This window comes from Polymorphobacter sp. PAMC 29334, assembly GCF_019431245.1.
In the GTDB taxonomy this organism is placed as follows: Bacteria; Pseudomonadota; Alphaproteobacteria; order Sphingomonadales; family Sphingomonadaceae; genus Polymorphobacter_B; species Polymorphobacter_B megasporae.
This window is the reverse complement of sequence record NZ_CP080243.1, coordinates 2,741,525-2,765,661: the sequence shown is the minus strand read 5'-3', so window position 1 is coordinate 2,765,661 and position 24,137 is coordinate 2,741,525. Positions and strand designations below refer to the sequence as shown.

At 66.1% G+C, this 24,137-nt stretch carries 20 protein-coding genes; 11 read left to right on the top strand and 9 right to left on the bottom strand.

The features are described from left to right. Window positions 1-35 precede the first annotated feature (35 nt). Window positions 36-1,295: an MFS transporter gene (locus tag KZX46_RS16815; RefSeq protein ID WP_219774934.1), complete on the bottom strand. Its 1,260-nt coding sequence runs from the start codon at window positions 1,293-1,295 to the stop codon at window positions 36-38. A gap of 139 nt (window positions 1,296-1,434) precedes the next feature. Between KZX46_RS16815 and KZX46_RS16810 the strand changes: the two genes are divergently transcribed. Both KZX46_RS16810 and KZX46_RS16805 read left to right on the top strand, forming a co-directional pair. Further along, on the top strand, window positions 1,435-2,133 hold the full coding sequence (locus KZX46_RS16810; RefSeq protein WP_219774933.1) for a squalene/phytoene synthase family protein: 699 nt from the start codon (window positions 1,435-1,437) through the stop codon (window positions 2,131-2,133). 50 nt (window positions 2,134-2,183) lie between these two features. Continuing rightward, a complete protein-coding gene (locus KZX46_RS16805; RefSeq protein ID WP_226896010.1) occupies window positions 2,184-2,690 on the top strand; it encodes an EF-hand domain-containing protein in 507 nt (168 codons plus the stop codon). 3 nt (window positions 2,691-2,693) lie between these two features. Here KZX46_RS16805 and trmFO read toward each other — a convergent pair whose 3' ends face one another. Continuing rightward, complete coding sequence (gene trmFO, locus KZX46_RS16800; RefSeq protein ID WP_226896009.1) at window positions 2,694-4,076, bottom strand: methylenetetrahydrofolate--tRNA-(uracil(54)-C(5))-methyltransferase (FADH(2)-oxidizing) TrmFO; 1,383 nt, start codon at window positions 4,074-4,076, stop codon at window positions 2,694-2,696. Between the two features lie 885 nt (window positions 4,077-4,961). On the opposite strand from trmFO, the gene KZX46_RS16795 reads away from it, so the two are divergent. Then, entirely contained in the window at window positions 4,962-5,507 is a 546-nt protein-coding gene (locus KZX46_RS16795; RefSeq protein ID WP_219774931.1) for a hypothetical protein, read from the top strand. After that, a complete protein-coding gene (locus KZX46_RS16790) occupies window positions 5,504-6,100 on the top strand; it encodes a hypothetical protein (RefSeq protein ID WP_219774930.1) in 597 nt (198 codons plus the stop codon). The genes KZX46_RS16795 and KZX46_RS16790 overlap by 4 nt, the downstream gene beginning before the upstream one ends. A 3-nt stretch (window positions 6,101-6,103) precedes the next feature. Here KZX46_RS16790 and KZX46_RS16785 read toward each other — a convergent pair whose 3' ends face one another. Together KZX46_RS16785 and KZX46_RS16780 are read right to left on the bottom strand one after the other, a co-directional pair. After that, window positions 6,104-7,129: an SDR family oxidoreductase gene (locus KZX46_RS16785; protein ID WP_219774929.1), complete on the bottom strand. Its 1,026-nt coding sequence runs from the start codon at window positions 7,127-7,129 to the stop codon at window positions 6,104-6,106. Window positions 7,130-7,265: 136 nt separating this feature from the next. After that, window positions 7,266-8,348, bottom strand: a complete 1,083-nt coding sequence (locus tag KZX46_RS16780; protein WP_219774928.1) for a hypothetical protein — start codon at window positions 8,346-8,348, stop codon at window positions 7,266-7,268. Between the two features lie 302 nt (window positions 8,349-8,650). Here KZX46_RS16780 and gyrA point away from each other — a divergent pair, with 302 nt between their 5' ends. Continuing rightward, complete coding sequence (gene gyrA, locus KZX46_RS16775) at window positions 8,651-11,347, top strand: DNA gyrase subunit A (RefSeq protein ID WP_219774927.1); 2,697 nt, start codon at window positions 8,651-8,653, stop codon at window positions 11,345-11,347. 169 nt (window positions 11,348-11,516) lie between these two features. On the opposite strand, the gene KZX46_RS16770 is transcribed toward gyrA, so the two are convergent. After that, window positions 11,517-12,521 carry a CorA family divalent cation transporter gene (locus tag KZX46_RS16770; RefSeq protein WP_226896008.1) on the bottom strand — a complete coding sequence of 335 codons (1,005 nt, stop codon included), beginning with the start codon at window positions 12,519-12,521 and terminating at the stop codon, window positions 11,517-11,519. 75 nt (window positions 12,522-12,596) lie between these two features. Beyond that, window positions 12,597-13,919, bottom strand: a complete 1,323-nt coding sequence (locus KZX46_RS16765; protein WP_219774926.1) for a chloride channel protein — start codon at window positions 13,917-13,919, stop codon at window positions 12,597-12,599. Between the two features lie 32 nt (window positions 13,920-13,951). Between KZX46_RS16765 and KZX46_RS16760 the strand changes: the two genes are divergently transcribed. From KZX46_RS16760 to KZX46_RS16750, 3 genes are read left to right on the top strand one after another with little or no spacing between them, the layout of a single operon-like run. Beyond that, the gene (locus KZX46_RS16760; protein WP_219774925.1) at window positions 13,952-14,626 is read left to right on the top strand and encodes a hypothetical protein; all 675 of its coding nucleotides are present in this window, start codon (window positions 13,952-13,954) and stop codon (window positions 14,624-14,626) included. Beyond that, window positions 14,623-15,213 carry a hypothetical protein gene (locus KZX46_RS16755; RefSeq protein ID WP_219774924.1) on the top strand — a complete coding sequence of 197 codons (591 nt, stop codon included), beginning with the start codon at window positions 14,623-14,625 and terminating at the stop codon, window positions 15,211-15,213. The genes KZX46_RS16760 and KZX46_RS16755 overlap by 4 nt, the downstream gene beginning before the upstream one ends. 24 nt (window positions 15,214-15,237) lie before the next feature. After that, a complete protein-coding gene (locus KZX46_RS16750) occupies window positions 15,238-15,831 on the top strand; it encodes a hypothetical protein (RefSeq protein WP_219774923.1) in 594 nt (197 codons plus the stop codon). Between the two features lie 15 nt (window positions 15,832-15,846). Here the strand turns inward: KZX46_RS16750 and uvrB are convergent, their stop codons facing one another. Further along, the gene (gene uvrB, locus KZX46_RS16745; RefSeq protein ID WP_219774922.1) at window positions 15,847-18,054 is read right to left on the bottom strand and encodes an excinuclease ABC subunit UvrB; all 2,208 of its coding nucleotides are present in this window, start codon (window positions 18,052-18,054) and stop codon (window positions 15,847-15,849) included. 148 nt (window positions 18,055-18,202) lie between these two features. Between uvrB and KZX46_RS16740 the strand changes: the two genes are divergently transcribed. Both KZX46_RS16740 and KZX46_RS16735 read left to right on the top strand, forming a co-directional pair. Continuing rightward, window positions 18,203-19,276: an MBL fold metallo-hydrolase gene (locus tag KZX46_RS16740; protein WP_219774921.1), complete on the top strand. Its 1,074-nt coding sequence runs from the start codon at window positions 18,203-18,205 to the stop codon at window positions 19,274-19,276. Between the two features lie 248 nt (window positions 19,277-19,524). After that, window positions 19,525-20,694, top strand: coding sequence for an amidohydrolase family protein (locus tag KZX46_RS16735; protein ID WP_219774920.1), 1,170 nt, complete (start codon window positions 19,525-19,527; stop codon window positions 20,692-20,694). 165 nt (window positions 20,695-20,859) lie between these two features. Here the strand turns inward: KZX46_RS16735 and KZX46_RS16730 are convergent, their stop codons facing one another. Both KZX46_RS16730 and KZX46_RS16725 read right to left on the bottom strand, forming a co-directional pair. Beyond that, the gene (locus tag KZX46_RS16730) at window positions 20,860-21,243 is read right to left on the bottom strand and encodes a type II toxin-antitoxin system VapC family toxin (protein ID WP_219774919.1); all 384 of its coding nucleotides are present in this window, start codon (window positions 21,241-21,243) and stop codon (window positions 20,860-20,862) included. Continuing rightward, window positions 21,240-21,557, bottom strand: coding sequence for a type II toxin-antitoxin system Phd/YefM family antitoxin (locus KZX46_RS16725; RefSeq protein ID WP_219774918.1), 318 nt, complete (start codon window positions 21,555-21,557; stop codon window positions 21,240-21,242). Before KZX46_RS16725 ends, KZX46_RS16730 begins: the two co-directional genes overlap by 4 nt. 472 nt (window positions 21,558-22,029) lie before the next feature. Between KZX46_RS16725 and KZX46_RS16720 the strand changes: the two genes are divergently transcribed. Continuing rightward, window positions 22,030-23,976, top strand: coding sequence for a ribonucleoside-diphosphate reductase subunit alpha (locus KZX46_RS16720; protein WP_370647465.1), 1,947 nt, complete (start codon window positions 22,030-22,032; stop codon window positions 23,974-23,976). The last annotated feature ends 161 nt before the right edge of the window (window positions 23,977-24,137 follow it).

The window sequence follows — 24,137 nt, the reverse complement described above, 5'->3', positions numbered from 1 at the left end:
CGTGGCATTGCTCGAGCCGTGATGGCTCGACGGCGTCACGCCGCCAGTGCGGCACCGATCAGGCGGCGTGGACGCCACAGCCACGCCATTGTGCCGTAGAGCAGCGCCGATCCGACGCCCAGAACCGCCTCGGTCAGCATCATCCCATTCGCGCCGTACGGCACTGACACGGCGCCGAGCAAAAGCGTCGTCGCGACCACGGGGACGTTGCACAGGCTTCCGAGCAGCGACCCCATCGTGCCGCCGCTCGAGCCCTTGAGTCCGACGTAGATGACTGCGGCGACCGCCGCATAGGCGACGCCGAGCAGCAGGTTATTGGCGAGTGCGAAGACGACGAAGGCTGCTGGCGTGCGCGGGCCAAATGCCATTGCCACCTCGCCGAGCGCGCAGGCGATCCCGCTCCACGCGAGGACGTGCTGCGGCGGGTAGCGGTCGCACAGATACCCGCCGATCAATGACCCAGGCACGCAGATCATCCCCGCGAGCAGCCCCGTGGTCGACGCGGTGAGGTCGGCCGACGCGCCCCAGTCCTTGGCGACCGACGGCAGCAACCCGATAAAGGCCCCCTGACCCATCGGCAGTGAAATTGCGATAATCGTCAGCCAGCCCAATCGGGTCGACACGAGCGCGACCGCATCGCGCCCCAGCGCCGCAACGACCGCCCTAAACGGCTGCGCTGCACCAGTACGTGGGGTCCGAATCAGGAGCATCGGCGAGGCGCAGACGAGGCACAGCGCCGCCAGCGTCAACGCCGCCGTCGTCATCCCGGCATGGGTCGCGAGCCAGAGCCCGAGGCCGCCGCCAATTCCAACGCCGCCGAGATTACCCGCCGTGATCCAGCCCGCGATGCGCCCGCGAACGGCGGTCTCGCTCGTGATGGCGATCGCAGCAGTCTGCGCGCCCGAGCCGAGCGCGTAGAACACGCCCAGCGCAAGAACCATAAAATCGATGAACTCGAGGTTGGCGGGATCGAGTCCAACGAAGGCAAATGGCGCGAGACCGACCGCAGCCCCGATTGCCGAAAGCAGGAACCAGTGTCGCGGAGTGAGGCTAAGGTCGAACATCGGACCGATCAGCACACGCCACGTCAGCGGCAGTATGTTCAGCGCGACGAGTTCGGCAATCGCCGCGACCGAGAAGGCCCGGCTGACGAGCACATAACCGAGCGTTATGCTCACGAACCCGGCGGTTATCCCGCCGACGGCAGCCGTAAACATGTAGAGCGGCGGCGCGATGGAGCGGATAGCGGGCGGTTCTGCGACCGGCGATGTGACTCCGGCCGGCTTAATCGTCAATGCATCACGCCCGCCATGCCACCGCCCTCAACAGTTCCGAGACGCTTCCGTAACAACCCTGCGGGGGATTGCGAGCATTGCTTTCGCAGACCGAGAAGGGGATGGCCGCGCGCACCGCGGCGAAGCTATAGCGTAGGCTATGGAGCAGGCCCTCGACCATTGCGCCGACCTTGTCCGGGCGCGCGACCGCGACCGCTGGCTCGCGACGCTTTATTCGCCTTCGGCCATCCGCCCGGCGCTGTTCGCGCTGCATGCACTCGATCTCGAACTCGCGCAGGTCGTGGCGACGACGACCGAGGCGATGCTCGGTGAGATCCGGCTGGCATGGTGGCGCGAGGCGTTGACCAAGCTCGATATTGCGCCGCCGCCTGCGCAACCGGTGCTTGCCTCGCTGGGCGACTACGCGCTGCCGCTAGGGGTTAAGGGGCAGGCGCTCGAGCCGCTTGAGGACGCTTTCCTGTCGCTACTGATCGAGGAGCGGCTCGCGGGCAGGGTGCTCGACGACCATCTCGACCGGCGCGGCGGGACATTGTTCGCGGCGTGCGCCACCGCGCTCGGAGTAGCGCAGCCGTCGGCGCGCGCGCTCGGCCGCGTCTGGGCGCTCGGGCAGCTCGTCCGCGAGGGCGTCAAGGCGCCCCCGGTCGACCCCGACGATGCCCGCCGGATCGCCGCGGAGGCTTTCCCCGCGCGGCTCGCCCCCGCGCTGCGCCCGCTCGCCGCGTTGGCCGGGTTCGCCGCCGCCGATGTCGCGCGGGCGCTGGGCGACCGCCCGGCCGGCGTTCCTGGCGGCATCGGGCGGCAGGTGCGCCTGCTCCGCTGGGTCGCGACGGGACGCTGACACGCGCTCCTGCATGTGCGAGGAGGGCGCCGGGGTAGTCGGGGGCGACGATGATTGTACCGAAGTGGCTAGCAGCGACAGTTGTCGCGGCGTTGATGGTGTGCGCGGTGATGCTGTGGCGGCAGAGCGCGCCGCACGCGGCGGCGGTGCATTTCTCCGCGCCGACGGCTGCCGAAGCCGCCGAGATCACGCCCGCCGCCGCGGCCGCCGCGCTGGTCGCCCCGGTGTCCGACGTCACCCCCGCCGATCGCGAGGCGAAACGCTTTTCGCGCTACGACAAGGACAAGGACGGGGCGATCACCCGCGACGAGTATTTCGTCAGCCGCAAGAAGGCGTTCGCCAAGCTCGACATCAATCACGACGACAAGCTCAGCTTCGAGGAATATTCGGTCAAGGCGATCGCAAAATTCGACGCCGCCGACACCAAGCATGACGGCCGGCTGACGCCGGAGGAGTTTGCGACGACGGCGGTCAAGCGCAGGCCGCGGACCAAGGCGGTCTGCCCCCCGGGGGGCGCAGTCACCGCTGCCCCCGAGGAGCCGGCGGAGGCGCAGTAGCCGCTACGCCGCCGCCTGCTCCACCTGTTCCGCCGGTTCGCCGAGCCACGCCGCAAGGTCGGCCCGCGCCCGCGCCGCCATCGCCGGCTTGCGCAGGCTTTTGTGGACCGGCGGCTCCATCGGCGGAAACAGGCCGAAGTTGACGTTCATCGGCTGGAAGCTGGCCGCCTCGGCACCCCCGGTGATGTGGCTCAGCAGCGCGCCGATCGCAGTCGTCGGCGGCGGCGCTTCGAGGTGTTCCCCGCGCGCTTCGGCCGCTGCCATGCGCCCGGCGATCAGCCCGACCGCGGCGCTCTCGACATAGCCCTCGCAGCCGGTGATCTGCCCGGCGAAGCGTAGCCGCGGCTCGGCGCGGAGGCGGAGCTGATCGTCGAGGAGGACCGGTGACTTGATGAAGGTATTGCGGTGAAGCCCGCCGAGCCGCGCGAACTCGGCCTTCTCCAGCCCCGGAATCGTGCGGAAAACGCGGACCTGTTCAGCGTGCTTGAGCTTGGTCTGGAAGCCGACGATGTTCCACAGCGTTCCCAGCGCATTGTCCTGCCGCAGCTGGACGACCGCCCATGCCCGTCGCCCGGTTGCGGGATTGGTCAGCCCGACTGGCTTCATCGGCCCGAAGCGCGGCGTGTTGACCCCGCGCTCGGCCATCACCTCGATCGGCATGCAGCCGTCGAAGTACGGCGTACCTTCCCATTGTTTGTATTCGGTTTTCTCGCCCGTCAGCATCGCTTCGACGAACGCCTCGTACTGCGCCTTGTCCATTGGGCAGTTGATGTAATCCTTGCTGTCGCCCTTGTCCCAGCGCGACTGGAACCACGCCGTTTCCATGTCGATCGAGTCGAAATGGACGATCGGGGCGATCGCGTCGAAGAAGGCGAGGGCGTCCTCGCCGGTGCGTTCGGCGATCCACGCGGCGAGCGGTCCGGCGGTCAGCGGGCCGGTGGCGATGATGACCTGCCCCCACTCGGGCGGCGGCGCGGCGACGAGCTCGCGGCGGAGTTCGATCAGCGGTTCGGCTTCGATCGCGGCGGTGACGGCAGCGGCGAAGGCGTCGCGGTCGACCGCGAGCGCCGACCCGGCGGGGACGCGCGCGGCATCGGCGCAGCGCAAGATCAGCGACCCCATCGTTCGCATTTCCGCGTGGATTAGCCCGACCGCATTATGCTCGGGATCGTCGGAGCGGAAGCTGTTCGAGCAGACCAGTTCGGCAAGCGAATCAGTATGATGCGCGTCGGTCTTGTGCGGTCCGCGCATCTCGTGGAGGACGACCGGCACTCCGGCGCGGGCGATCTGCCACGCGGCTTCGGACCCGGCGAGGCCGCCGCCGATGATGTGGATGGCGTCTGGAGCGGAATGAGAGATCGAAAGGCCTTTCGAGGCTGCTGGCAATACGCGGCGTAGCTTAGGCCCGACGCCCCCGCTTTTCCCGCAAAAATTGGCGGTTCGCGCATCTGCTAAGGTGTAAACCGGTGAAGCCACTGTAATTAATAGCAATAGTGCCGCACAAACACGCGCACACAGTCCGCACATCGACGGTCACTTGCGGGCACGGCGTGAGCCGCGGGTTTCGGTGCGACTGGTGATCACCTCGGCAGCTCAGCGCGAGATCAATACGCTAAAATCGTGCGTCGAGTCGCAATTCGCGGGCAAGGCGTCCGAACCCGTCTAAGTACTCTGTACCAGCCTGTGCCCGTTTCCGTACAGTTCGCCAATATCACTGCCAATATCGTGCGAAAGACATGTACGATGATGCTGGAAAATCCACACTGAGTAAAGACAATCGCATTCAAGCCGACGCCATATTGTCGCATGGCGGCATTCCCGGACGAATGCCTTGCCGCTCCACCACAATGACAGATAACACGCTAGCAGATTCGGTAAACGAGACTTTTAGTATCCCGTGTGTAGCGTATTGATTTTTGGTCTATCTTCTATGCGCGCGGAGGGATGCAGCATTGTCAGGTCGCGTGGGGTGGCTATTGGTGGCCGCGTTATCTGTGCTGTTGGTGATGTGTTGGGTAATGTTCGGCGAGACGCCAGTCACGGGCGGCGAGCGTGACCCGATGATCGAGTTTCGGCAGTAAGCAATGAACCGAGGATCGCCCTGGCTTGCTCGTGATTAAGGGCGTCTTAATTTTTGTGATTCGACCCGACGCTTCAGCGAGTAAGCCAGAGGCGCAGCAGTTATTGCAACTACATGGCGGCCCATCTGCACCGTCCTAGTTGGCGCCTTCTCCTGACGATGGTATAACCGGCCAGCGGGAGGGGTCGGGGATGCGGTTCGCGCTGTTCATCGGATTGATCGTCGTGTGGCCGACGTCGGCGTCTGCCGAGACCGTCGGCACGTCGCAGCAGGCCCAGACCGTCGCGCCGAGCGTCGCGCTCGACCGCCCGCAGGCACTGACCTGCGGTGCGGCACCGGCCGCCGACCAGATCAACCGATTGGTCCCGGTCGTCCGGCAGATGTTTCCCGACCCGCATGGCTTCAACGCCGGGCTGGCGGCCGAGGTTGGCCAGCCGTGCCAGCGCAACCGCGCCGCGGCGTATCTCATCAACGTGATCGCAGGGAATAATTGGGCATTTACGCCGCGCCCGGGGATGGCGATGGCGTCCGCACCGCTCGGCCCGATCGCCTGCGGTCCGTCAGCGCACAGTGCCGCGCTCAACGCCGTCATCGCCAAGATCCGCCCGCTGTTCGCCGATCCGGGTCCGTTCAACGCCAACATCGGCTACCTTTCGAAGCAGCCGTGTGTCGACGGTCGCGCCACGCTGTTTGTATTCAGACTGATGGCCGACAATAATCTGGCCTTCCACCGTTGAGGCGTTGTGCCGCTGCTCTGGCGCTGCTCGCCGCCGTTGTCGCGACCCCCGTTGCGGCGCGTCACGCGCCACCGTCCGTCACGACCACCACCATCGCGATACCAGCAGCGGCGACCGACACCGTGCCGTTGCTCACCGACGATCAGGCCGACCCGACCGCCAGCGATCCCGAGGTCAAGCAGCTGTCGGTCGAACTCGCGCGTGGTCAGCTAAGGGCGTTGATCGGCCGCGCGCGGTTCGCCGCAGCGCTCGACGACTATCAGGCGGAGATGTACCGCCACCACCAGTTCTGGACCGATGCCGCCGCAATCGCGGTATATGCCATCACCTTCTTCGGGCTGATCTGCGCGGGCGTCCAGTTCCGCCTGTTCGCGCGATTGCGCGGGACCGAGGTCCACGACGACGCCGCGAGCGCAGGCTCGGTCGAATTGCCGGGAGGAGCCAAGATCAACTCGCCGTTCCTCGGCGTGATCATCCTGTTCCTGTCGCTCGGTTTTTTCTACCTCTATCTGACTAACGTCTACCCGATCCTCAGCGTCGCCGAGATCGAGGCCAAGCGCACCGCCGCGAGCAGCCAGCCCGCCGACAAATAAGCTCTAGTTACCGACGCTCCGCTTGCGGCCAGCGATCCGTGCCACCGCCAGCCCGGCGACTGCTGCCGCTCCCGTCAATCCAACCGCAAGCCACGGCCTCAGCTGCGCCTCAAGCCACACGCTATGCGTCCGGACATAAGCGTCCTGCCGGCTGTCGACTGCGTCGGTGCGCGGCTCCCAGAGATTATCGGCGCGATCGGCGGGCGGAGCCTTGTCGAAAGTCTGCAGCGCCTCGCCGAAGCGTTCGAGCATCAAGTCGGTCAGCCGCGGAAAGTGCTGTGCCAGCGCGGTGCCGAGGACGCCGGTGCCGCCGATGCTCAGCCCGCGGCGCGGATTGGCGGCGGCGAAGACGATCGCGCGCGCCACCAGCCGCGGGTCGTAGATCACCGGCGGCAGCGTAATCGGGTGGCCGGTGAAATTACGCGCATGTTCGGGGAAGGGCGTGTGGATCGCCGCCGGGCGGATCAGCGTGACCGACACCGGCAGGCCATCGGCCTCGACCTCGGTGCGAAAGGCGTCGGTGAAGCCCTTCACCGCGTGCTTCATCGCGCTGTAGGTCGCCTGGAGGATGACGGCGCGGTCGGACTCGATGCTGCCGACATTGATGATCGCCCCGCCGTGGTCCTTGAGGTGCGCCAAAGCGGTCACCGATCCGCGCACCGTCCCCCAGTAGCCGACGTCGAACACCCGGCGCTGGTCGTCGATCGGGGTATCGACGACCCTGCCGACGGGCGCTGCCGCCGCGTTGTTGACCCACGTGTCGATCCGGCCGAACCGGGCGATCGCCGCGGCGGCGATGCGATCGGTCGCATCGGGGTCGGCGATATCGGCGACGACAATTTCGACCATCGCGCCGCTGGCGGTCAAGCGCGCCTGCGCATCGGCGAGCGCTTCGCGGTTGCGGGCGGTCATCACCACTTTCGCGCCAGCCTGAGCGGCGGCTTCACACGTGGCAAGGCCGATCCCGCTCGATGCGCCGGTGACGACGATGACCTGATCGGACACGGGCTTGAGGCGGACGGCGGGCATGGTAATTCCTCGGGCTGACGTCGATCAACCCCAGCCGGACGACCCCGGTTCCAGCCCTTCAAACTGGCGTTTTGCCGCGCCCGCGTCGACGTATGCTCCCGCGACGGGAGGCAAGACAGGTCGACATCGATGGTTGCTAGGTCGTGGCTATTGTCGGCCTCTCGCCGCTCAGCATATTAAATGCCGCCTCGAAGGCCTTGGGTTCCTTCTTGCGGAATGAGCGGCGCATATAAATCGGTGAGAGCGGCGTGCCCCAGGGGTCCGTCTTGCGAAACCCGACGATGTCTGCGGCGACGATCGGCCCCCATTGCGCGATCTCCTGTTCCATCGTTCCCCACTTCTCACCACTGGCCGGCACGACGTAGCCGCCGTGAACCAGCGTCACGTAGACCCACGCAGGGACTTTATTGAAGCGGCTGCCGAAGTATGACGCGAGATGCGGGTTGCGGCTCGTCGAGATATATCCCTTCAAGCATTCCTGTGAGAGCATGTTGCCAAGATGGAATTGCTCCCCTTGCGTTATTTTGCGCCACATAAGATAGTCGACAAGCAGTTTCTTGGCGTTGCCGCTCGTAATCGTTTGATCGATCGAAGCAAGAAAATCAGCCTTGGTGACAGTTCGTTTATAACGCCGTTGCATGTAGTCGATAAAAAAGCCCGAAATTACGTTTTCGAGGTAATAGCGATCGGTTCGGCTTGACGGCGGCGAGAAGCCGCCGCTGGCGGTCAAGACCTGCGCCGGTCCGCGCGAGTCGCCGCGGAAGGTGATGGCATTCGTTCGCGGAATTTGTTTCATATAAGCCCAGTCCTCTGGGAATCCACTTTTGGAATGTGGGTTCGTCACATTTACATGGGGACTATAAGCGGTCGTATCGCGCACCGCTGGCTGTTCTCGTCGGCCGATCTGGAGGGCGTCGGGCGCCGCTGGTTTATCTCTTCGGCCGATCTGGACGCCGCCACGTACCGCCCCTGCTGCGGGCTCGGCCCGTTTCCACATCGAATCGATCAACTGCTGGGTCATCATGTCGATCGGCGTATATTCGTGGGGGGTAATCGGCGTGATCTGCGGATAGGGGTGATGCTTCCCGCCACTGAGTTCGTATTTGAACTTGGGGTTCATCGCGAAGACTTCGAACTGGGTGATCGCCCAGCCGATCTCGTTGCTGTGCTCGTCACCCGAAGTCGACTTTGGTTTATAGGCGCTGCTGAAAAAGCTCATCCTGTCATCCCCATTTGCCCCGGCCCGCCGTCTGCCATGCGCGCGTTACGATATCGTAACGATAGCGACGGCTCCTTAATAGGGCGATCTTTCGGCAACCACGTCGCGCGACGGTCAGAGCGCCGGATCTTGCTTCCTCTCGCGAAAAGTCGCCGCAACACTGGTAAGGGCAACATCGCGCAGCCGAGCATGGCGCGTGGATTGGGTTGCCGCTCAAGACAGCCGGAAAAACTGGCCTTTTGCGCCCGCATCGCCTAGATATGACACCTCCGCGACAGTCGTCGCACGACAGGTAGAACCCCTTGGCCGACCCGACCACGCTTCCCCCCGGCGAACCCGATATTAAGCCGGTCTCGATCGTCACCGAGATGCGGACGAGCTTCCTCGATTACGCGATGTCCGTCATCGTCGCGCGCGCGCTGCCCGACGTTCGCGACGGCCTCAAGCCCGTCCACCGCCGCATCCTGTGGGGCGCGCACGAGAGCGGCTTCGTCGCGGGCAAGCCGTACCGCAAGTCGGCGCGCATCGTCGGCGACGTCATGGGTAAGTACCACCCGCACGGCGACAGCTCGATCTACGACGCGCTCGCGCGGATGACGCAGGACTGGTCGATGCGGCTGCCGCTGATCGACGGGCAGGGCAACTTCGGCTCGATGGACCCCGATGCCCCCGCCGCGATGCGCTACACCGAGGCGCGCTTGGCGCGGGTCGCCGACGAGCTCCTCGCCGACATCGACAAGGACACCGTCGACTTCATCGCCAACTACGACGGGTCGGAGCACGAGCCCGCCGTCCTGCCGGCGCGCTTCCCGAACCTGCTGGTCAACGGCGCGGGCGGCATCGCGGTCGGCATGGCGACCAATATCCCGCCGCACAACCTCGGCGAGGTCATCGACGCGACCCGCGCGTACATCGACAATCCGGCGATCACGATCGACGAGCTGATGGGGTTCATCCCCGGGCCCGACTTCCCGACTGCTGGGCTGCTGCTCGGCACCTCGGGCATCCGCCAAGCATACCACACCGGGCGCGGCAGCGTGATCATGCGCGCGCGCGCGATCGTCGAGGAGGGCCGGGGCGAGCGCCGCTCGATCGTCCTGACGGAAATCCCGTACCAGCTCGGCAAGAACGGGTTGGTCGAGAAGATCGCCGAGGCGGTCAAGGACAAGCGGATCGAGGGCGTCTCCGACCTGCGCGACGAAAGCAGCCGCGAGGGCGTTCGCGTCGTCATGGACCTCAAGCGCGATGCGGTGCCCGAGGTCGTGCTCAACCAGCTCTACCGCCACACCCCGGCGCAATCGTCGTTCGCGATCAACATGCTCGCGATCCGCGGCGGGCGTCCCGAACTGCTCAATTTGAAGGACGTCATCGAGGCGTTCGTCAAATTCCGTGAAGAGGTCATCACCCGGCGCTCGAAATTCGAATTGAACAAGGCGCGCGACCGGGCGCATGTCTTGATCGGCCTCGTCGTCGCGGTCGCCAACCTCGACCGCGTCGTCGTCATCATCCGCAGCAGCGCCTCGCCCGCCGAAGCCCGCGCGACGTTGATGGCCGAGCCATTCGCCCGCGACGAGATCGCGCCATATCTGTCGTTGATCGAGGACGGCGAGACCGAAGCAACCCCGGTCGTCGACGGCCCGTACCATCTCGACGACATCCAGGTCCGCGCGATCCTCGAACTCCGCCTCGCCAAGCTGACCGCGCTCGGCCGCGATGAGATCGGCACCGAGCTCAAGGAAATCTCGGTCAGCATCGCCGAGCTGCTCGAAATCCTTCGCGACCGCGCCAAGCTGTACGCCGTCCTCCGTGGGGAGCTGAACGGCTCCGACCCGTTCATCGACAAGCGCCGAACCGAGATCGTCACCGCGGGCGACGACATCGACGACGAGGACCTGATCACCCGCGAGGAGATGGTCGTGACGGTCACGATGACCGGTTACATCAAGCGCGTGCCGCTGTCCGACTATCGCGCGCAAAAACGCGGCGGCAAGGGCCGGTCGGGGATGTCGACCAAGGACGAGGACGTCGTCACCAACCTGTTCGTCACCTCGACGCACACGCCGGTGCTGTTCTTCTCGAGCGCGGGCAAGGTCTATCGCCTCAAGGTGTGGAAGCTGCCGCTCGGCGGGCCCAACGCCAAAGGCCGCCCGATGGTCCATATGCTGCCGCTCGACAAGGACGAGACGATCACCACCGTCCTGCCGCTGCCCGAGGATGAGGCGGCGTGGGAACGGCTCCACGTCATGTTCGCCACCGCCAAGGGGTCGGTCCGGCGCAATTCGATGGATGCGTTCACCAACATCAATGCGAATGGCAAACTCGCGATCCGCTTCGACGACGGTGACGACGACCGGCTGATCGGGGTCGCCTTGTGCGATGCCGCCGACGACGTGCTGCTCGTGACGAAGAACCGCAAGGCGATCCGCTTCGCCGTCGAGGACGTCCGCGAATTCGTCAGCCGCACGTCGACCGGCGTGCGCGGGATCGCGCTCAACGGCGACGACGCGGTGATGTCGATGTCGGTGCTCAAGCCCTTCGATGCGACGCCGCAGGAGCGTGAGGACTATCTCCGCGCCGCCGCGTGGAAGCCCGAGCCCGGCGAACGCGCATTGTCCGAAACCCGCATGGCGCAGTTCGCGGCGGCGGAGGAGTTCATTCTCACCGTCACCTCGAACGGCTTCGGCAAGCGCACCTCGGCGTTCGAGTACCGCCAGTCGGGGCGCGGCGGGCAGGGGATCGCGACGATCGCCGACTCCGAGCGCAACGGCACCGTCGTCGCCAGCTTCCCCGCGACTGACTCCGACGAGATCATGCTCGTCACCGACCAGGGCAAATTGATCCGCACCGAAGCGAAGCAAATCCGCATCATGGGCCGCGGCGCGCAGGGGGTCATGCTGTTCCGGGTCGATGGCAGCGAGCACGTCGTCTCGGCGGCGAAGATCGGCGACGAGGGCGACGGCGAGGTGGTTGGCGAGGCTGCGGACGACACGGCTGGCTGAGGCGCTGGAACGAGCGAAACGATCGCATCCTAAATTGTCATCCCCGCGAAAGCGGGGACCCAAGGTCTCCACCTGTTGTGACTTTGGGTCCCCGCTTTCGCGGGGATGACAGCAGTTTGACACAAGAGCTTCCCACCCCAGCGCTAAGCTATTGGCGAAAACACCCCCGCTACTGTCGGAAAAAACCCCGCGCCCGCAGCCACAGGAACACCGCCGCCGCCGACCCCGCCACGAGCGCCATCGCCAGCGCCGTCCCATGCGCCGCCGTCGTCCACGGCAGCCCGCCGGTGTTCATCCCGAATATCCCCGTCACCAGCGTCGCCGGCAGCAGCAGAGCGCTGAGGATCGATAGCAGGTACAGGTTGTCGCTCGTCCGCGTCGCTGTCTGCATCTCCATCTCCTCCCGGAGCAGCCGGACATTGCCCTGGATCGCGAGCATGTCGCCTTCGACCGCTGCCGTCCGCTGGGCATGCTTGGCGACCGCCGGGAGCAGTTCGCGCGGCACCGCATCGTCGTCCTCGAGCCGGGCGAGGATCGCGCGCAGCCCGCTCATCTGCCGCGACACCTGGATCGACCGCTTGCGCACCACCAGCAACGCGCGCGCATCGGGCTCGTGCCCATCGTCGAGCAACGCGTCCTCCGCCGCCTGCACCGTCGCGGTCAGGTCGGCGGAGACTTCGCTCGCCACCTGCGTCACCCCCGACAGCAGCAGGTCGAGCGCCGCCGCCGTCGTCGCCGGGGCCGCGCCCGCCTGGATGCGGCGATGCACGACATCGATCGCGCACAAGGGATGGAGCCGCGCGGTGACGACGCAGCCTGGCAAAAGCAGCACCGTCAGCGCCCCCATCTGCGCCGTCGCGGGCGTGTCGAAGTCCCGTTCGAAATCGTGGACAATGAAAGCGATCGCGTCGCCGTCGACGAGCGCGCGCTGGTGGCGGTCGACCGACAGCAGCAGCTCGCGGACATCGGCGGGCAGCGCGCTATCGTCGAACCAGCGCCGCGTCCATTGGTCGGCGAGGCTGACATGGAGCCAGCGCAGCATTCCCGGCGGCGCGGCGAAGGTGATGTCGGGCAGCGCGGTTTCGATCGGCTCCGCCCCGCTTGCTGAGATATCGAAACCCCACACCAGGCCCCGGCGCGCCCCGACGGTCGCGGGTTCGACCGCTGCGTTCATCCGTCCCGCCTCCGCGACTGCCCAGCGCGATCGATACGCGGCGGCGCCGCTGCGGTCGAGGGTCGCCGGTCCGATCTACGGCGTGTGCGGTGCAGGCACGCCGAACGCGCGCGACAGGCCGTGGTACAGGCGCTCGCGACAGACGAGCGTGCTCGCGACCTCGGCGATCAGCGCGGTGAAGAACAGCGGCAGGATCATCCCGCGGCTCGCAGTCGTCTCGGTGATGATGATCACCGCGGTCAGCGGCGCGCGGACGACGCCGACGAAATATCCGGTCATGCCGAGCAGGACGATCGCACCCGCCGGATCGTCGGGGAACAGCGGCGTCAGCAGGTTGCCGACGCCGGCGCCAACCGCGAGCGACGGCGCAAACACCCCGCCCGGAGCCCCCGACAGCGTCGTCGCGAGCGATGCACCGAACTTGGCGACGCCGAACCACAACGGCTGGCCGTGCCCCTCCACGAGCATCTTGGTCGCGTCATAGCCGGTGCCCCATGTCAGCCCGCCGCTGACGATCCCGAGCACCGCCACCGCCAGCCCGCACAGCGCTGCGAAGACCACCGGGCGCGACGTCAGCCGCCGCTGCCACCGCTTGTGGCCCGTGGCGAAGCCGAGGACGAGGCGGCTGAACAGCCCCCCGGCGATCCCGCCGACGATCCCCGCCGCCGGGGCCGCGAGCACCACCGCGCGCAGCGCCAGCGTCTTATGCATCTCGCCGAAATAGACATAATCCCCGGCGACGCCGAGGCTGACCATCCCGGCGATCATCACCGCGCCCATGACGAGGATCGCGACGCGCTGTTCGTAGGCGGCGGCAAGCTCCTCGATCGCGAAGGCGACCCCCGCCAAGGGCGTGTTGAACGCCGCCGCGACCCCCGCCGCGCCCCCGGCGATATAGACTCCCGCGCTAAGCGGCACGCGCAACACCCGGTGGACCGCGACCATCACCGCCGCGCTCAACTGGACCGTCGGCCCCTCGCGCCCCGCCGACCCGCCCGCGAGCAATATGCCGAGCGTCAGCCCGATCTTCGCCGCCGCCGCGCGCACCGACACGAGCTTCTGGCTCTCGGGCGCATCGGGAACCCGCGCCGCCGCCATCACCTGTGGAATCCCCGACCCCCGCGCCTCGGGCACATACCGCCGCGTCAGCCAGACTACGCCTGCGAACATCGCCGGGGTCAGGAGCAGCGGCGCATACGGCGCGGCGTGGACGATCTGTGCGAACCCTGCGCGAGCGAGATCGCCGCCCTTGGCAAAGGCGAGCGCGACCAGCCCGAGCACCACCGCCCCGATGCCAGTCGCCACCCGCCGCCGGACAGTGTCGACGGTGCCGGGCTCGACGGCAAAGGTACGCGTGATGCGGTCACCGAGGCGGGTGAGGAAAAGGGGAGGGGTCATTGCCGCGCGCTTGTCGTCGCGACGAGCGGGGGATGCAAGCGACGGGGTGTTCTGCGTTCGGCGGCTACCTCGCAATCGGCGCCCTCGGCTATGGCGGGATGGAGGGACCCGGCAAGATCGGCGATGCCCTCGGGCCGGGATATCGCGATCTGCTGCAAGGCGTCGCCGGAATGGGCCTCATCGTCGCCAGCCCGAAGCTGGCGGGCGAAGCCAAGGTCGTCGGAGACCGGACGCGGATCACCAGTCTGTCGAACGCGGGTAAGATCGACGAGGCACGCGCCATCCTGCAGCCGCATGTCGACGCCGGCGACGCCAACGCCATCGTCCGCCGTCTCGACGTTTCGTCGCCGCGCGATCGCGGATATCTGTGGTCGGGCAACAAGGATGCGGCGGGGGCCTATGCCGCCGACCACGGTGGCGTCACGCTCGAACAGACGCCGGGCGGCCGGGTGATCGACAACTGGGACGGGCTGCAGTCCAAGATGCCGTGGGACAAGGGCGGAAAAGAGGTCTGGGGCGGAACGTCACAAAAATACGCGGAGGGCATGTCCGGCGACGTCACGGCAGTCCAGTCGCCTGAGAAGGCTGGCGGGGGCTATATCTACAAGACATATGAACAGCCCGCGATCAAGGACGGACTGCGCACCGGCAGGATCACGAACTTCGACGAGAAGGTCGTGCTGCCCAATGAAAGCAAGGGACCGTGACTTTCTCCGATTTTCAACGCCAGTACGACGCCGTCGCCCAGGAAAAGGGGGAGGGATATTTTCCGTTCCACTTCGCTGGAATGTCGGGCGATGAACTTGCGCATGCCCGCTCCATGTTGCTCGAGCGGGCGCTGGCCGGCGACACGGTCGACCTCGACGGTCTGCGTCTCGTCGGCGATGCGACGACCGTGACCGGCCTTAGAGCGGCAGCGAATCGCGTCGCGTCCCTTGGCGCGCGCTGGGATATCGTACGTCGCGAAACGCTGTTTCAGCTGACTAGCGAACCGGCGGAACTGGAGCCGCTGCTGGCGATGACCGATGGAGGGAGCGACGACGAGGCAAAGATGGCGGCCGAAGCCCTTGCGCGCCATTCTTTGCCCGGGGATTTTGGGGAGCGGATCGCCGAGCGCCTGACCGATGGTCGGCACGAATGCATCGTAGGCCCCTTGGTCGATGCGTGGCTGGCATCGCGTGGCGTGAGGATTTGGGAGATGTCGGTCTTTCAGAAGCACCTGACCTTTATCAAGGCGGCCTGTGCGGCTGGACCGGCAAGGCGGAAGAAAATCCTTGCCGACGTTCAACTATAGTCTCGGCCGGCCGCGGCCGGGTCGATGAGCATCGACCAGTTTCAGCGACAGTACGCGGCGCACGGGCGCGAAAAGGGCGATGGCTATACCCCGGCCGACTTTGCCGAAATGACCGATAGAGAGCGTGAGAAGGCGCGCGACATGATGCTTGCGCGCGCGCTCGCCGGAAACACGGTCGACCTGATGGGGTTGCGCCACGTTGGCGATGCCGGATTGGTCGCTGCCCTGCGGCAGGCCGCGTCGCGGGTCGCCTCGTTCGACTGGCGGTGGGATGTGATCCGGCACGAGGTCTTGTTCGATCTGACGCAGGACAAGGCCTATCTTTTCGACCTTGCGACGTATCTCGACGGACGTGATGGGCGTGCGCAGGAAGGGGCGGCCAACGCTCTCGCGTGGCGGGTCCTGCCGCGCGATGCAGAGCCGTTCCTCGTCGATCGGATGTGCGATGGTCGTCACGAGGGCGCGTTGCTCGGGCTGATGCAGGCATGGCTGGGTTTGCGCGCCGCCGCAGTCTGCGATCCGATGTGCTTTCAGCGACATCTTCCTCTGATCCGGGCGGTAACCAGCGCCGCACCGACACGTCGCCGTCAACTGCTCGCGGCAGAACTCACAGTGTGACGGCCTGGCGGTGCGCTAACGCCCGCCCTGCCGCCGCGCTTCCCGCGCAGCCTTCGCCTTCGCGAACCGCGTCGTGCGTGTTCCCGGCGCTCCCCCGACCGCGCGTCCCTTGACGGGGGCGACCTTCGCCCCCGTGCTCGGCAGCCCCAAGTCGTCCGCCTCTAGCCGCCTGATCTGATCCCGCACCGCAGCGGCGATTTCGAAGTCGAGGTTGGCGGCGGCGCTCTGCATCTGCTTTTCGAGGTCGGCGATGTACGCCTTGAGGTTGTGGCCGACGAGGTTCGGGGTTTCGTCGTCGCCGGTGTCGACCACCACGCCGTCGCGCATCGACACGTCGGCGAGGACGTCGGAGATGTTGCGCTTGATCGTCGTCGGGGTGATGCCGTGTTCGAGGTTGTAGCTCGCCTGGCGTGACCGGCGGCGGTCGGTTTCGGCCATCGCGCGCTCCATGCTGCCGGTGATCCGGTCGGCGTAGAGGATGACGCGGCCCTCGACGTTGCGCGCGGCGCGGCCGATCGTCTGGATCAGCGAGGTCTCCGAGCGAAGGAACCCCTCCTTGTCGGCGTCGAGGATCGCGACAAGCCCGCACTCAGGAATATCAAGGCCTTCGCGCAGCAGGTTGATCCCGACCAGCACGTCGTAGACGCCGAGCCGGAGGTCGCGGATCAGCTCGATGCGCTCCAGCGTCTCGACGTCGCTGTGCATGTAGCGGACGCGCAGGCCGGCCTCGTGCATGAACTCGGTGAGGTCCTCGGCCATCCGCTTGGTCAGCGTCGTGACGAGGGTGCGGTAGCCGTTGGCCGCGACCTTGCGCGCCTCGGCGATGCAGTCCTCGACCTGGTCTTCGACCGGCTTGATCTCGATCGGCGGGTCGATCAGCCCGGTCGGGCGGATGACCTGCTCGACGAAGACGCCGCCGGTCGCCTCCATCTCCCACTTGCCCGGGGTGGCAGAGACGAACACCGTCTGCGGGCGCATCGCCTCCCATTCCTCGAAGCGCAGCGGGCGGTTGTCGATGCACGACGGCAGGCGGAAGCCGTATTCGGCGAGGGTCAGTTTCCGCCGGTGGTCGCCGCGCGACATGCCGCCGATCTGCGGCACGGTGACGTGGCTTTCGTCGACGAACAGCAGGGCGTTTTCGGGGAGATATTCGAACAATGTCGGCGGCGGCTCGCCGGGGAGACGGCCCGTCAGGAAGCGGCTGTAGTTCTCGATGCCGGCGCAACTGCCGGTGGCGGCGATCATCTCAAGATCGAAGTTTGTCCGCTGCTCCAAGCGCTGCGCCTCGAGCAATTTGCCCTCGATGTGCATCTCCTTCAGCCGCTCGGTCAGCTCGTGCTTGATCGCCTCCGACGCTTGCTTGAGCGTCGGGCCGGGCGTGACGTAATGCGAGTTAGCGTAGACCTTGATCGAGATCAGGTCGGCGACCTTCTGCCCCGTCAGCGGGTCGAATTCGGTGATCGTCTCGATCTCGTCGCCGAAGAAGACGATGCGCCACGCGCTGTCTTCATAGTGCGACGGGAACAGCTCGACCGTGTCGCCGCGAACGCGGAAATTGCCGCGCGCGAAGGCCTGGTCGTTGCGCTTGTACTGGAGCGCGACGAGCTTGCGAATGATCTCGCCACGGTCGGCGGTCATGCCCTTTTTCAGGCTGAAGGTCATCGCCGAGTACGTCTCGACCGAGCCGATGCCGTACAGGCACGACACCGAGGCGACGATGATGACGTCGTCGCGTTCGAGCAGCGACCGCGTCGCCGAGTGGCGCATCCGGTCGATCGCCTCGTTCACCGAGGACTCCTTCTCGATGTACGTGTCGGAGCGCGGGACATACGCCTCGGGCTGGTAATAGTCATAGTAACTGACGAAATATTCGACGGCATTGTCCGGGAAGAACGATTTGAATTCACCGTACAGCTGCGCCGCGAGGATCTTGTTCGGCGCGAGGACGAGGGCCGGGCGCTGGACCGCCTCGATCACCTTCGCCGCGGTGAAGGTCTTGCCCGATCCGGTGACGCCGAGCAGCACCTGGTCGCGGTCGCCGGCGTTGGCCTGGGTGACGAGCTCCGCGATCGCCGCCGGCTGGTCGCCTGCTGCCATGTAATCGGTGACGAGCCGGAACGCCTTGCCACCCTCCGACTTCTCGGGCCGCGCCGGGCGGTGGGGGACGAACGCGCCGTTGCTTTCGGGTTCGGCGAGCGAGGTGCGGATCTGGATGGCAGCCATGTCGGGCAATATGGGGCAGGGTCGCGTTTCGTTCCAGTGGGTGCGGCAGTGACTTGCCGAGGGTGTTGATCGGCCCCGGGCAGGTCGAGACGCTTTCCCGACGCGCAGCGATCTGGCAGCGTGGCGTTCCGTGATATTGGAGGCCGTCGTGGATCTGGATCGCCGCTCACTCCTCGCTATCGGTGGAGCCTTTCTGGCGTTGCCGGGCGCGGCGCTCTCGGCTGCACCGCTCCTCGCCGTCCCGTCAGTCGACCGGCTTAAGCTGACGGTCCTGATCGACAGCACGACCAGCGTCTTCGGCGCATCGGTCTCGCGGCCCGATATCGACGTCGTCCCGCCGCCGATCACCAAGGACTATCACACCGCCTTTGCCGGGCAGTGGGGCTATTCGCTGCTCGCGACGTCGTCCGCTGCGGGCACGGCGCGGACCACCCTGATCGACTTCGGCTACACCCCGGCCGCGTTGCTCAACAATATGACGCTGCTCGGCATTGCGCCCGAGACGATCGACGCGATGGTGCTGAGCCACGGTCACTACGACCATTTCGGCGGGCTCGACGGCTTGCTGGCGACGGGCAAGGTACGGCGGGGGACGCCGTTGTACGTCGGCGGCGAGGAGGCGTTCTGCGCGCGGATTCGCGGTACCGACGCCGATGGCTCGTCGTTCGGGGCGATCGACCGCCCGGCGATCCTCCGGGCCGGCGTCGATCTCGTCGTTTCGGGCGACCCGCGGATCGTCGCCGGGCAGGGCTTCACGACCGGCCGCATCCCATTCGTCTCATCGGAGCATCCGCGCGTCCCGAGCGGCATGCTCCCGGGGCAGAACTGCGCGCGCGACCTGCTCGATCCGGCCAAGCGCGACAAGGCCTTCGTCGTCGACGATGCCGAGCACGAACTCGGCACGGCGTATAATGTCGCCGGACGCGGGCTGGTCGTGATCGGCTCGTGTAGTCATCGCGGCATCATCAACACCGTCCGCCGCGCGCAGGCGGTGTCGGGGATCGACAAGGTCCACGCGATCGTCGGCGGCTTCCACCTCGTCCCGCCGCAGACCCGCGAGCAGGCATTGGCGACGCTGGCGCTGATGCAGGCGATCGACCCGGACTATATCATCCCCGGCCACTGCACCGGCGAGACCTTCATCGCGGCCGCCCTCGCGGCGATGCCGCAGAAGGTGATCCGGTCGATCGTCGGGTCGAGTTATATCTTCAAGTCGGCCTGATCGAGATCCGGACGAGGGTCGTGGAAGGTCTCGAACCGTAGACAGCTTCTCGATTAAGCTGAGCGATCGATCGTCCAAATCCGCCCAATTGCATCACGTGCTTGCTTCGACAGCATGCGTCTAAGCAAGGGGACAAGGCGATGATCCGAAGGTGTCTGGCCGCTCTGATGGGGCTAGCGTTGCCTCTGTCGGCGCACGCAACGTCGCCTCAAGCGTCGGCGACAGTAGTCGTGGTCAAAGCCGCGCGCATGCTCGACGTAGCGGCCGGCAACTACGTTCCAAATGCGGTGATCGTGATCACCGACGGGCTGATAACCGCCTCGGGCAGCGCGCTTGCGGTCCCGGCCGGTGCGCAGGTGATTGATCTCGGTGATGAGACCCTGCTGCCCGGATTGATCGATGCGCACACCCATCTGATGGCCCGAATGGGCGATGGTGCCGACTCGTATGTTCAAACGCTCGCCACTGAATCGTTGGCTCGCCGCGCGCTCGACGGCGCGGCCGACGCGAAGGCAACACTCCTCGCCGGCTTCACGGCCGTGCGTGATGTCGAGAGCGAGGGCAGCGGCTATGCCGATCTCGATCTGCGTGATGCGATCGAGGCCGGATTGGTTGAGGGCCCCCGCATGCAGGGCGCCTCGCGTGGCATCGCGATGATCGGCCAATATTTCCCCTTCGGTGTCGCCTGGGACCAGCCGGAATTTCCGGTGGGCGCGCAGCTGGTTAGCGGCGTCGACGAAGCGCGCCGGGCGGCACGCGAACAGATCGGTCATGGCGCAGACCTGCTAAAGGTCTACGCCGATTGGAGGGAGCCGACGTTGTCGGTCGAGGAACTGCGCGCGGTCGTCGATGAGGCGCATCGCTTTCATTGTAAGGTCGCAGCCCATGCCACGACCACGCAGGGCATCGCCAACGCGCTCGCCGCTGGCGTCGACTCGATTGAGCACGGCGATCACCTCACGCCTGTGCTCCTTGCTGAGATGAAGGCCAAGGGCGTCACATGGGTTACGACTAAGGGCGTCGTGTGGGAGGAAATGCGCAAGGCGCATTCTCCCGCGGTGCAGGCAAAGATCGACGCCTTCGTCGCGATGGTCAGTGCCAATCTCGCCACCGCGACGCGGCTGGGCGTCCGAGTTGCGAGCGGCTTCGATCCGGGTTCCGCCGCCGATCACGGCCGCAACGCGGTCGAGATCGAGGCGCTTGCAAGCTTCGGGCTCGGCAATCTGGGGGCGCTGCGCGCAGCGACGATCAACGCCGCCGCGCTGATGGGCTGGGCGGACAAGGTCGGTGCGCTGACACCCGGCCATTATGGCGACCTCATCGCCGTGCGCGGCGATCCGCTCGCCGACATTGCCACCGTCCAGCATGTCAGCTTCGTCATGAAGGGCGGATTGGTTGTACGCGACGATCGGCGCTAGCTCTTTAGCTCGTCCTGACCCTCCTCATCCGAATAGTGGATGCGATCGGTCTTTACCCTGATGAGCATCAACTGATGTGTCGATCCCAGCCTGGAACCAAGCACTGCATACTCAAGGACATGGCAGATTAGTGTCCGCCCTCCACCCCTAATCAGCCACTGCGCCCTACCACACCCGGCTCACCCCGAAATGGTCGAACCCCACCTCGTTCGACACCAGCGGGATGCCTTCGATGATCGACTGGGCGATCAGCATCCGGTCGAATGGGTCCTTGTTGGCGATCAGCAGGTTACCGGCGAGCTGGGCATGGCGGGCGGTCAATGATAGCGTGCTGAAGCCGTGGGCCAAAAGCTGGACCTCGAAATCGCCGGCCAGCAATCGGCCTTCGGGCAGCTTTCCAATCCTGAACTTGGTCGCGATTTCCATCGCAGAAACCGCGCTCGCGAATGTCTCGGTCGCCGCGTCGATCGCTTCGCGTGCGCTGATCGGCATCCGCTCATCGCCCGCCACCCACCACAGCAAGGCATGCGTGTCGAGCAGGAGCCTCACTCGCCCTCACCATTCCACAAGGCGAGTTCGTCGGCGGGGAGCGGGTCGTTGAAGCGATCATCCCACGCGACCAAATCCTTCATCGACCCGAAGCGGCGCTTGGATTTAGGCGTTGCCAACCGGCCAGGAACGCGCGGCGTGGCTGGCCCCGGCTGCCACGCCAGCGTTGCCTCGGCCAAGCCCCCGGTTCCCGCCAGCACCAGCCGCACGACCGGCTTGTTGTTGCGCGCGATGATGACCTCGCCGCCCGCCTCGACGTCGGCGATGAGGCGCGACAGGTTGGTCTTGGCTTCGAGGACGTTGACGATCGTCATGGTTCGATGCTCCAGCCGGTTAGCCAGAAGCTTAGCCAAGTTCGTTGCCGAGTCAATCATGGCTTCCGGGAGCTTCCGATTCGGGTCGTCGGCGCGATTTGAGGCGATCCCGAGTCGGCGTTGCGGCAGCCGGGGGCGACCCGATTTGCCCCCTGCGGTACAGCCGCGCAGAACCGGTTTCGGGCAGGTCTTCAACCAGCGCGGACAAGCCGTTGACCTTGCTCATTCAGCCTTTGATCACCATATTCATGCTTGTGTCGCGGCGGGTTTAGGGCACTATCTGTAGCCGGTGATCTGGGGGGCGGACACAAGCCGTGGTGGTAGCGGAATATTCCGCGGCACTGCGACCGCTCCTCGCACCGGGAGAACGAAAAAAGAACATTGGCGAAGCCGCCGCGATCGTGGACAAGGGTTCGAGGCGAAACGCCGGGACCCGAATTACGTGAGCCGGGCGGCAGGTGGAGTGACGAGAATGACGTTGAGCGGCGAGACGATGACCCTTGAGCCTCCCGTGAGCGGCGCGTCCGCGCATGCGGCGCAAGCGTCCCAGCCCGCAGAGCAGGCTGTGCCCGCGACGGAGCAGCCCGCCGCACCCGCTGCCCCACGCAGTTCGAGCACGGTGATGCCGTGGAAATGGCCGGTCACCGTCGACCGCAGCCGCGACGCGCTGCTCACCGACTTCGGCCGCGAGACGCTCAAGGACCGCTATCTGCTGCCGGGCGAGTCGTATCAGGACCTGTTCGCCCGCGTCGCCGCTGCATACGCCGACAGTGCCGAGCACGCCCAGCGGCTGTACGATTACATGTCGAAGCTGTGGTTCATGCCGTCGACCCCGGTCCTGTCGAACGGCGGCACCGGGCGCGGCCTGCCGATCTCGTGCTATCTCAACTCGGTCGGCGACAGCCTCGAGAAGATCGTCGACACGTGGAACGAGAACGTCTGGCTTGCGGCGCGCGGCGGCGGCATCGGCACCTATTGGGGCCACGTCCGCGGTATCGGCGAGCCGGTCGGCCTCAACGGCAAGACCAGCGGCATCATCCCCTTCGTCCGCGTCATGGACAGCCTGACGCTCGCGATCAGCCAGGGGTCGCTGCGGCGCGGGTCGGCGGCGGTCTACCTCGACGTCAACCACCCCGAGATCGAGGAATTCCTCGAAATCCGCAAACCATCGGGAGACTTCAACCGCAAGGCGTTGAATTTGCATCACGGCGTCCTCGTCACCGACAAGTTCATGCAAGCCGTCAAGGCGGGTGAAAGCTGGGACCTGATCAGCCCGAAGACCGGCGACGTCCGCGCCACCGTCGACGCGCGCGGCCTGTTCACCAAGCTCGTCGAGACGCGGCTGGCGACCGGCGAGCCGTACATCGTCTTCATCGATCACGTGAACGACGCGATGCCCAAGCACCAGCGCGACGTCGGCCTGCGCGTCTCGACGTCGAACCTGTGCTCGGAAATCACCCTGCCGACCGGGGTCGACCAGTATGGCCGCGACCGCACCGCGGTGTGCTGCCTGTCGTCGCTCAACCTCGAGATGTGGGACGACTGGCAGGGCAACAAGGGCTTCATCGAGGACATCATGCGCTTCCTCGACAACGTCCTGTCGGACTATATCGAGCGCGCCGAGCCCGAGATGGAGCGTGCGCGCTACGCCGCCGAGCGTGAGCGTTCAGTCGGCCTCGGCGTCATGGGGCTCCACAGTTTCTTCCAGGCACGCGGCATCGCCTTCGAGGGTGCGATGGCGAAGTCGTGGAATATGAAGATCTTCCGCCACATTCGCGCGCAGGTGGATGAAGCGTCGATGCACCTCGCGAACGAGCGCGGCGCGTGCCCCGACGCCGCCGACGCCGGCGTGATGGAGCGCTTCAGCTGCAAGATGGCGATCGCGCCGACCGCGTCGATCTCGATCATCACCGGCGGCACCAGCGCGTGCATTGAGCCGATCCCGGCGAACATCTACACCCACAAGACGCTGTCGGGGTCGTTCTCGATCCGCAACCCGTTCCTCGAAAAGCTCCTCACCGCCAAGTCGAAGAACAGCGAAAACGTGTGGAACTCGATCCTCGAGCAGGGCGGGTCGGTCCAGCACCTCGACTTCCTTACCCCCGAGGAGAAGGCGGTGTACCGCACCGCGTTCGAGATCGACCAGCGCTGGCTGCTCGAACTCGCCGGCGACCGCACCCCGTACATCGACCAGGCGCAGAGCCTCAACCTGTTCATCCCTGCCGACGTCGAGAAGTGGGACCTGCTGATGCTTCACTTCCGCGCATGGGAGTTGGGTATCAAGTCATTGTATTATCTGCGGTCGAAGTCGATCCAGCGCGCCGGGTTCGCCGGCGGGGTCGAGGCCGACAACACGCCGGACCTGCGCCAGCTCGAGCTGGAGCCGAACGATTACGACGAGTGCCTTGCCTGTCAGTAAGGCGCCCCCGCTGCTCGAGCCTTCGGGCGAAAAGGAGCGGGACCGGCCGGGGCGCGTTGCCCCGGCGGGCGGGTGAGGGGGCCGGCTTCGCGCATTCCACGACGCGCGAACCTGGCCCCCTTGCTTACCGACAGGCTGATGATGACGCGGCGCGCGGGTGC

Excerpts from the sequence above, each read along its gene's own strand:
- KZX46_RS16725 (WP_219774918.1), bottom strand. The coding sequence starts at position 21,557 with ATGACGATCGTCAACGTCCTCGAAGCCAAGACCAACCTGTCGCGCCTC.
- KZX46_RS16750 (WP_219774923.1), top strand. The coding sequence starts at position 15,238 with ATGAGCATCGACCAGTTTCAGCGACAGTACGCGGCGCACGGGCGCGAA.
- KZX46_RS16770 (WP_226896008.1), bottom strand. The coding sequence starts at position 12,521 with ATGAACGCAGCGGTCGAACCCGCGACCGTCGGGGCGCGCCGGGGCCTG.
- KZX46_RS16785 (WP_219774929.1), bottom strand. The coding sequence starts at position 7,129 with ATGCCCGCCGTCCGCCTCAAGCCCGTGTCCGATCAGGTCATCGTCGTC.
- KZX46_RS16795 (WP_219774931.1), top strand. The coding sequence starts at position 4,962 with ATGCGGTTCGCGCTGTTCATCGGATTGATCGTCGTGTGGCCGACGTCG.
- KZX46_RS16765 (WP_219774926.1), bottom strand. The coding sequence starts at position 13,919 with ATGACCCCTCCCCTTTTCCTCACCCGCCTCGGTGACCGCATCACGCGT.
- uvrB (WP_219774922.1), bottom strand. The coding sequence starts at position 18,054 with ATGGCTGCCATCCAGATCCGCACCTCGCTCGCCGAACCCGAAAGCAAC.
- KZX46_RS16805 (WP_226896010.1), top strand. The coding sequence starts at position 2,184 with ATGATTGTACCGAAGTGGCTAGCAGCGACAGTTGTCGCGGCGTTGATG.
- KZX46_RS16735 (WP_219774920.1), top strand. The coding sequence starts at position 19,525 with ATGCTCGACGTAGCGGCCGGCAACTACGTTCCAAATGCGGTGATCGTG.
- KZX46_RS16810 (WP_219774933.1), top strand. The coding sequence starts at position 1,435 with ATGGAGCAGGCCCTCGACCATTGCGCCGACCTTGTCCGGGCGCGCGAC.
- KZX46_RS16780 (WP_219774928.1), bottom strand. The coding sequence starts at position 8,348 with ATGAGCTTTTTCAGCAGCGCCTATAAACCAAAGTCGACTTCGGGTGAC.
- KZX46_RS16760 (WP_219774925.1), top strand. The coding sequence starts at position 13,952 with ATGCAAGCGACGGGGTGTTCTGCGTTCGGCGGCTACCTCGCAATCGGC.
- KZX46_RS16720 (WP_370647465.1), top strand. The coding sequence starts at position 22,030 with ATGACGTTGAGCGGCGAGACGATGACCCTTGAGCCTCCCGTGAGCGGC.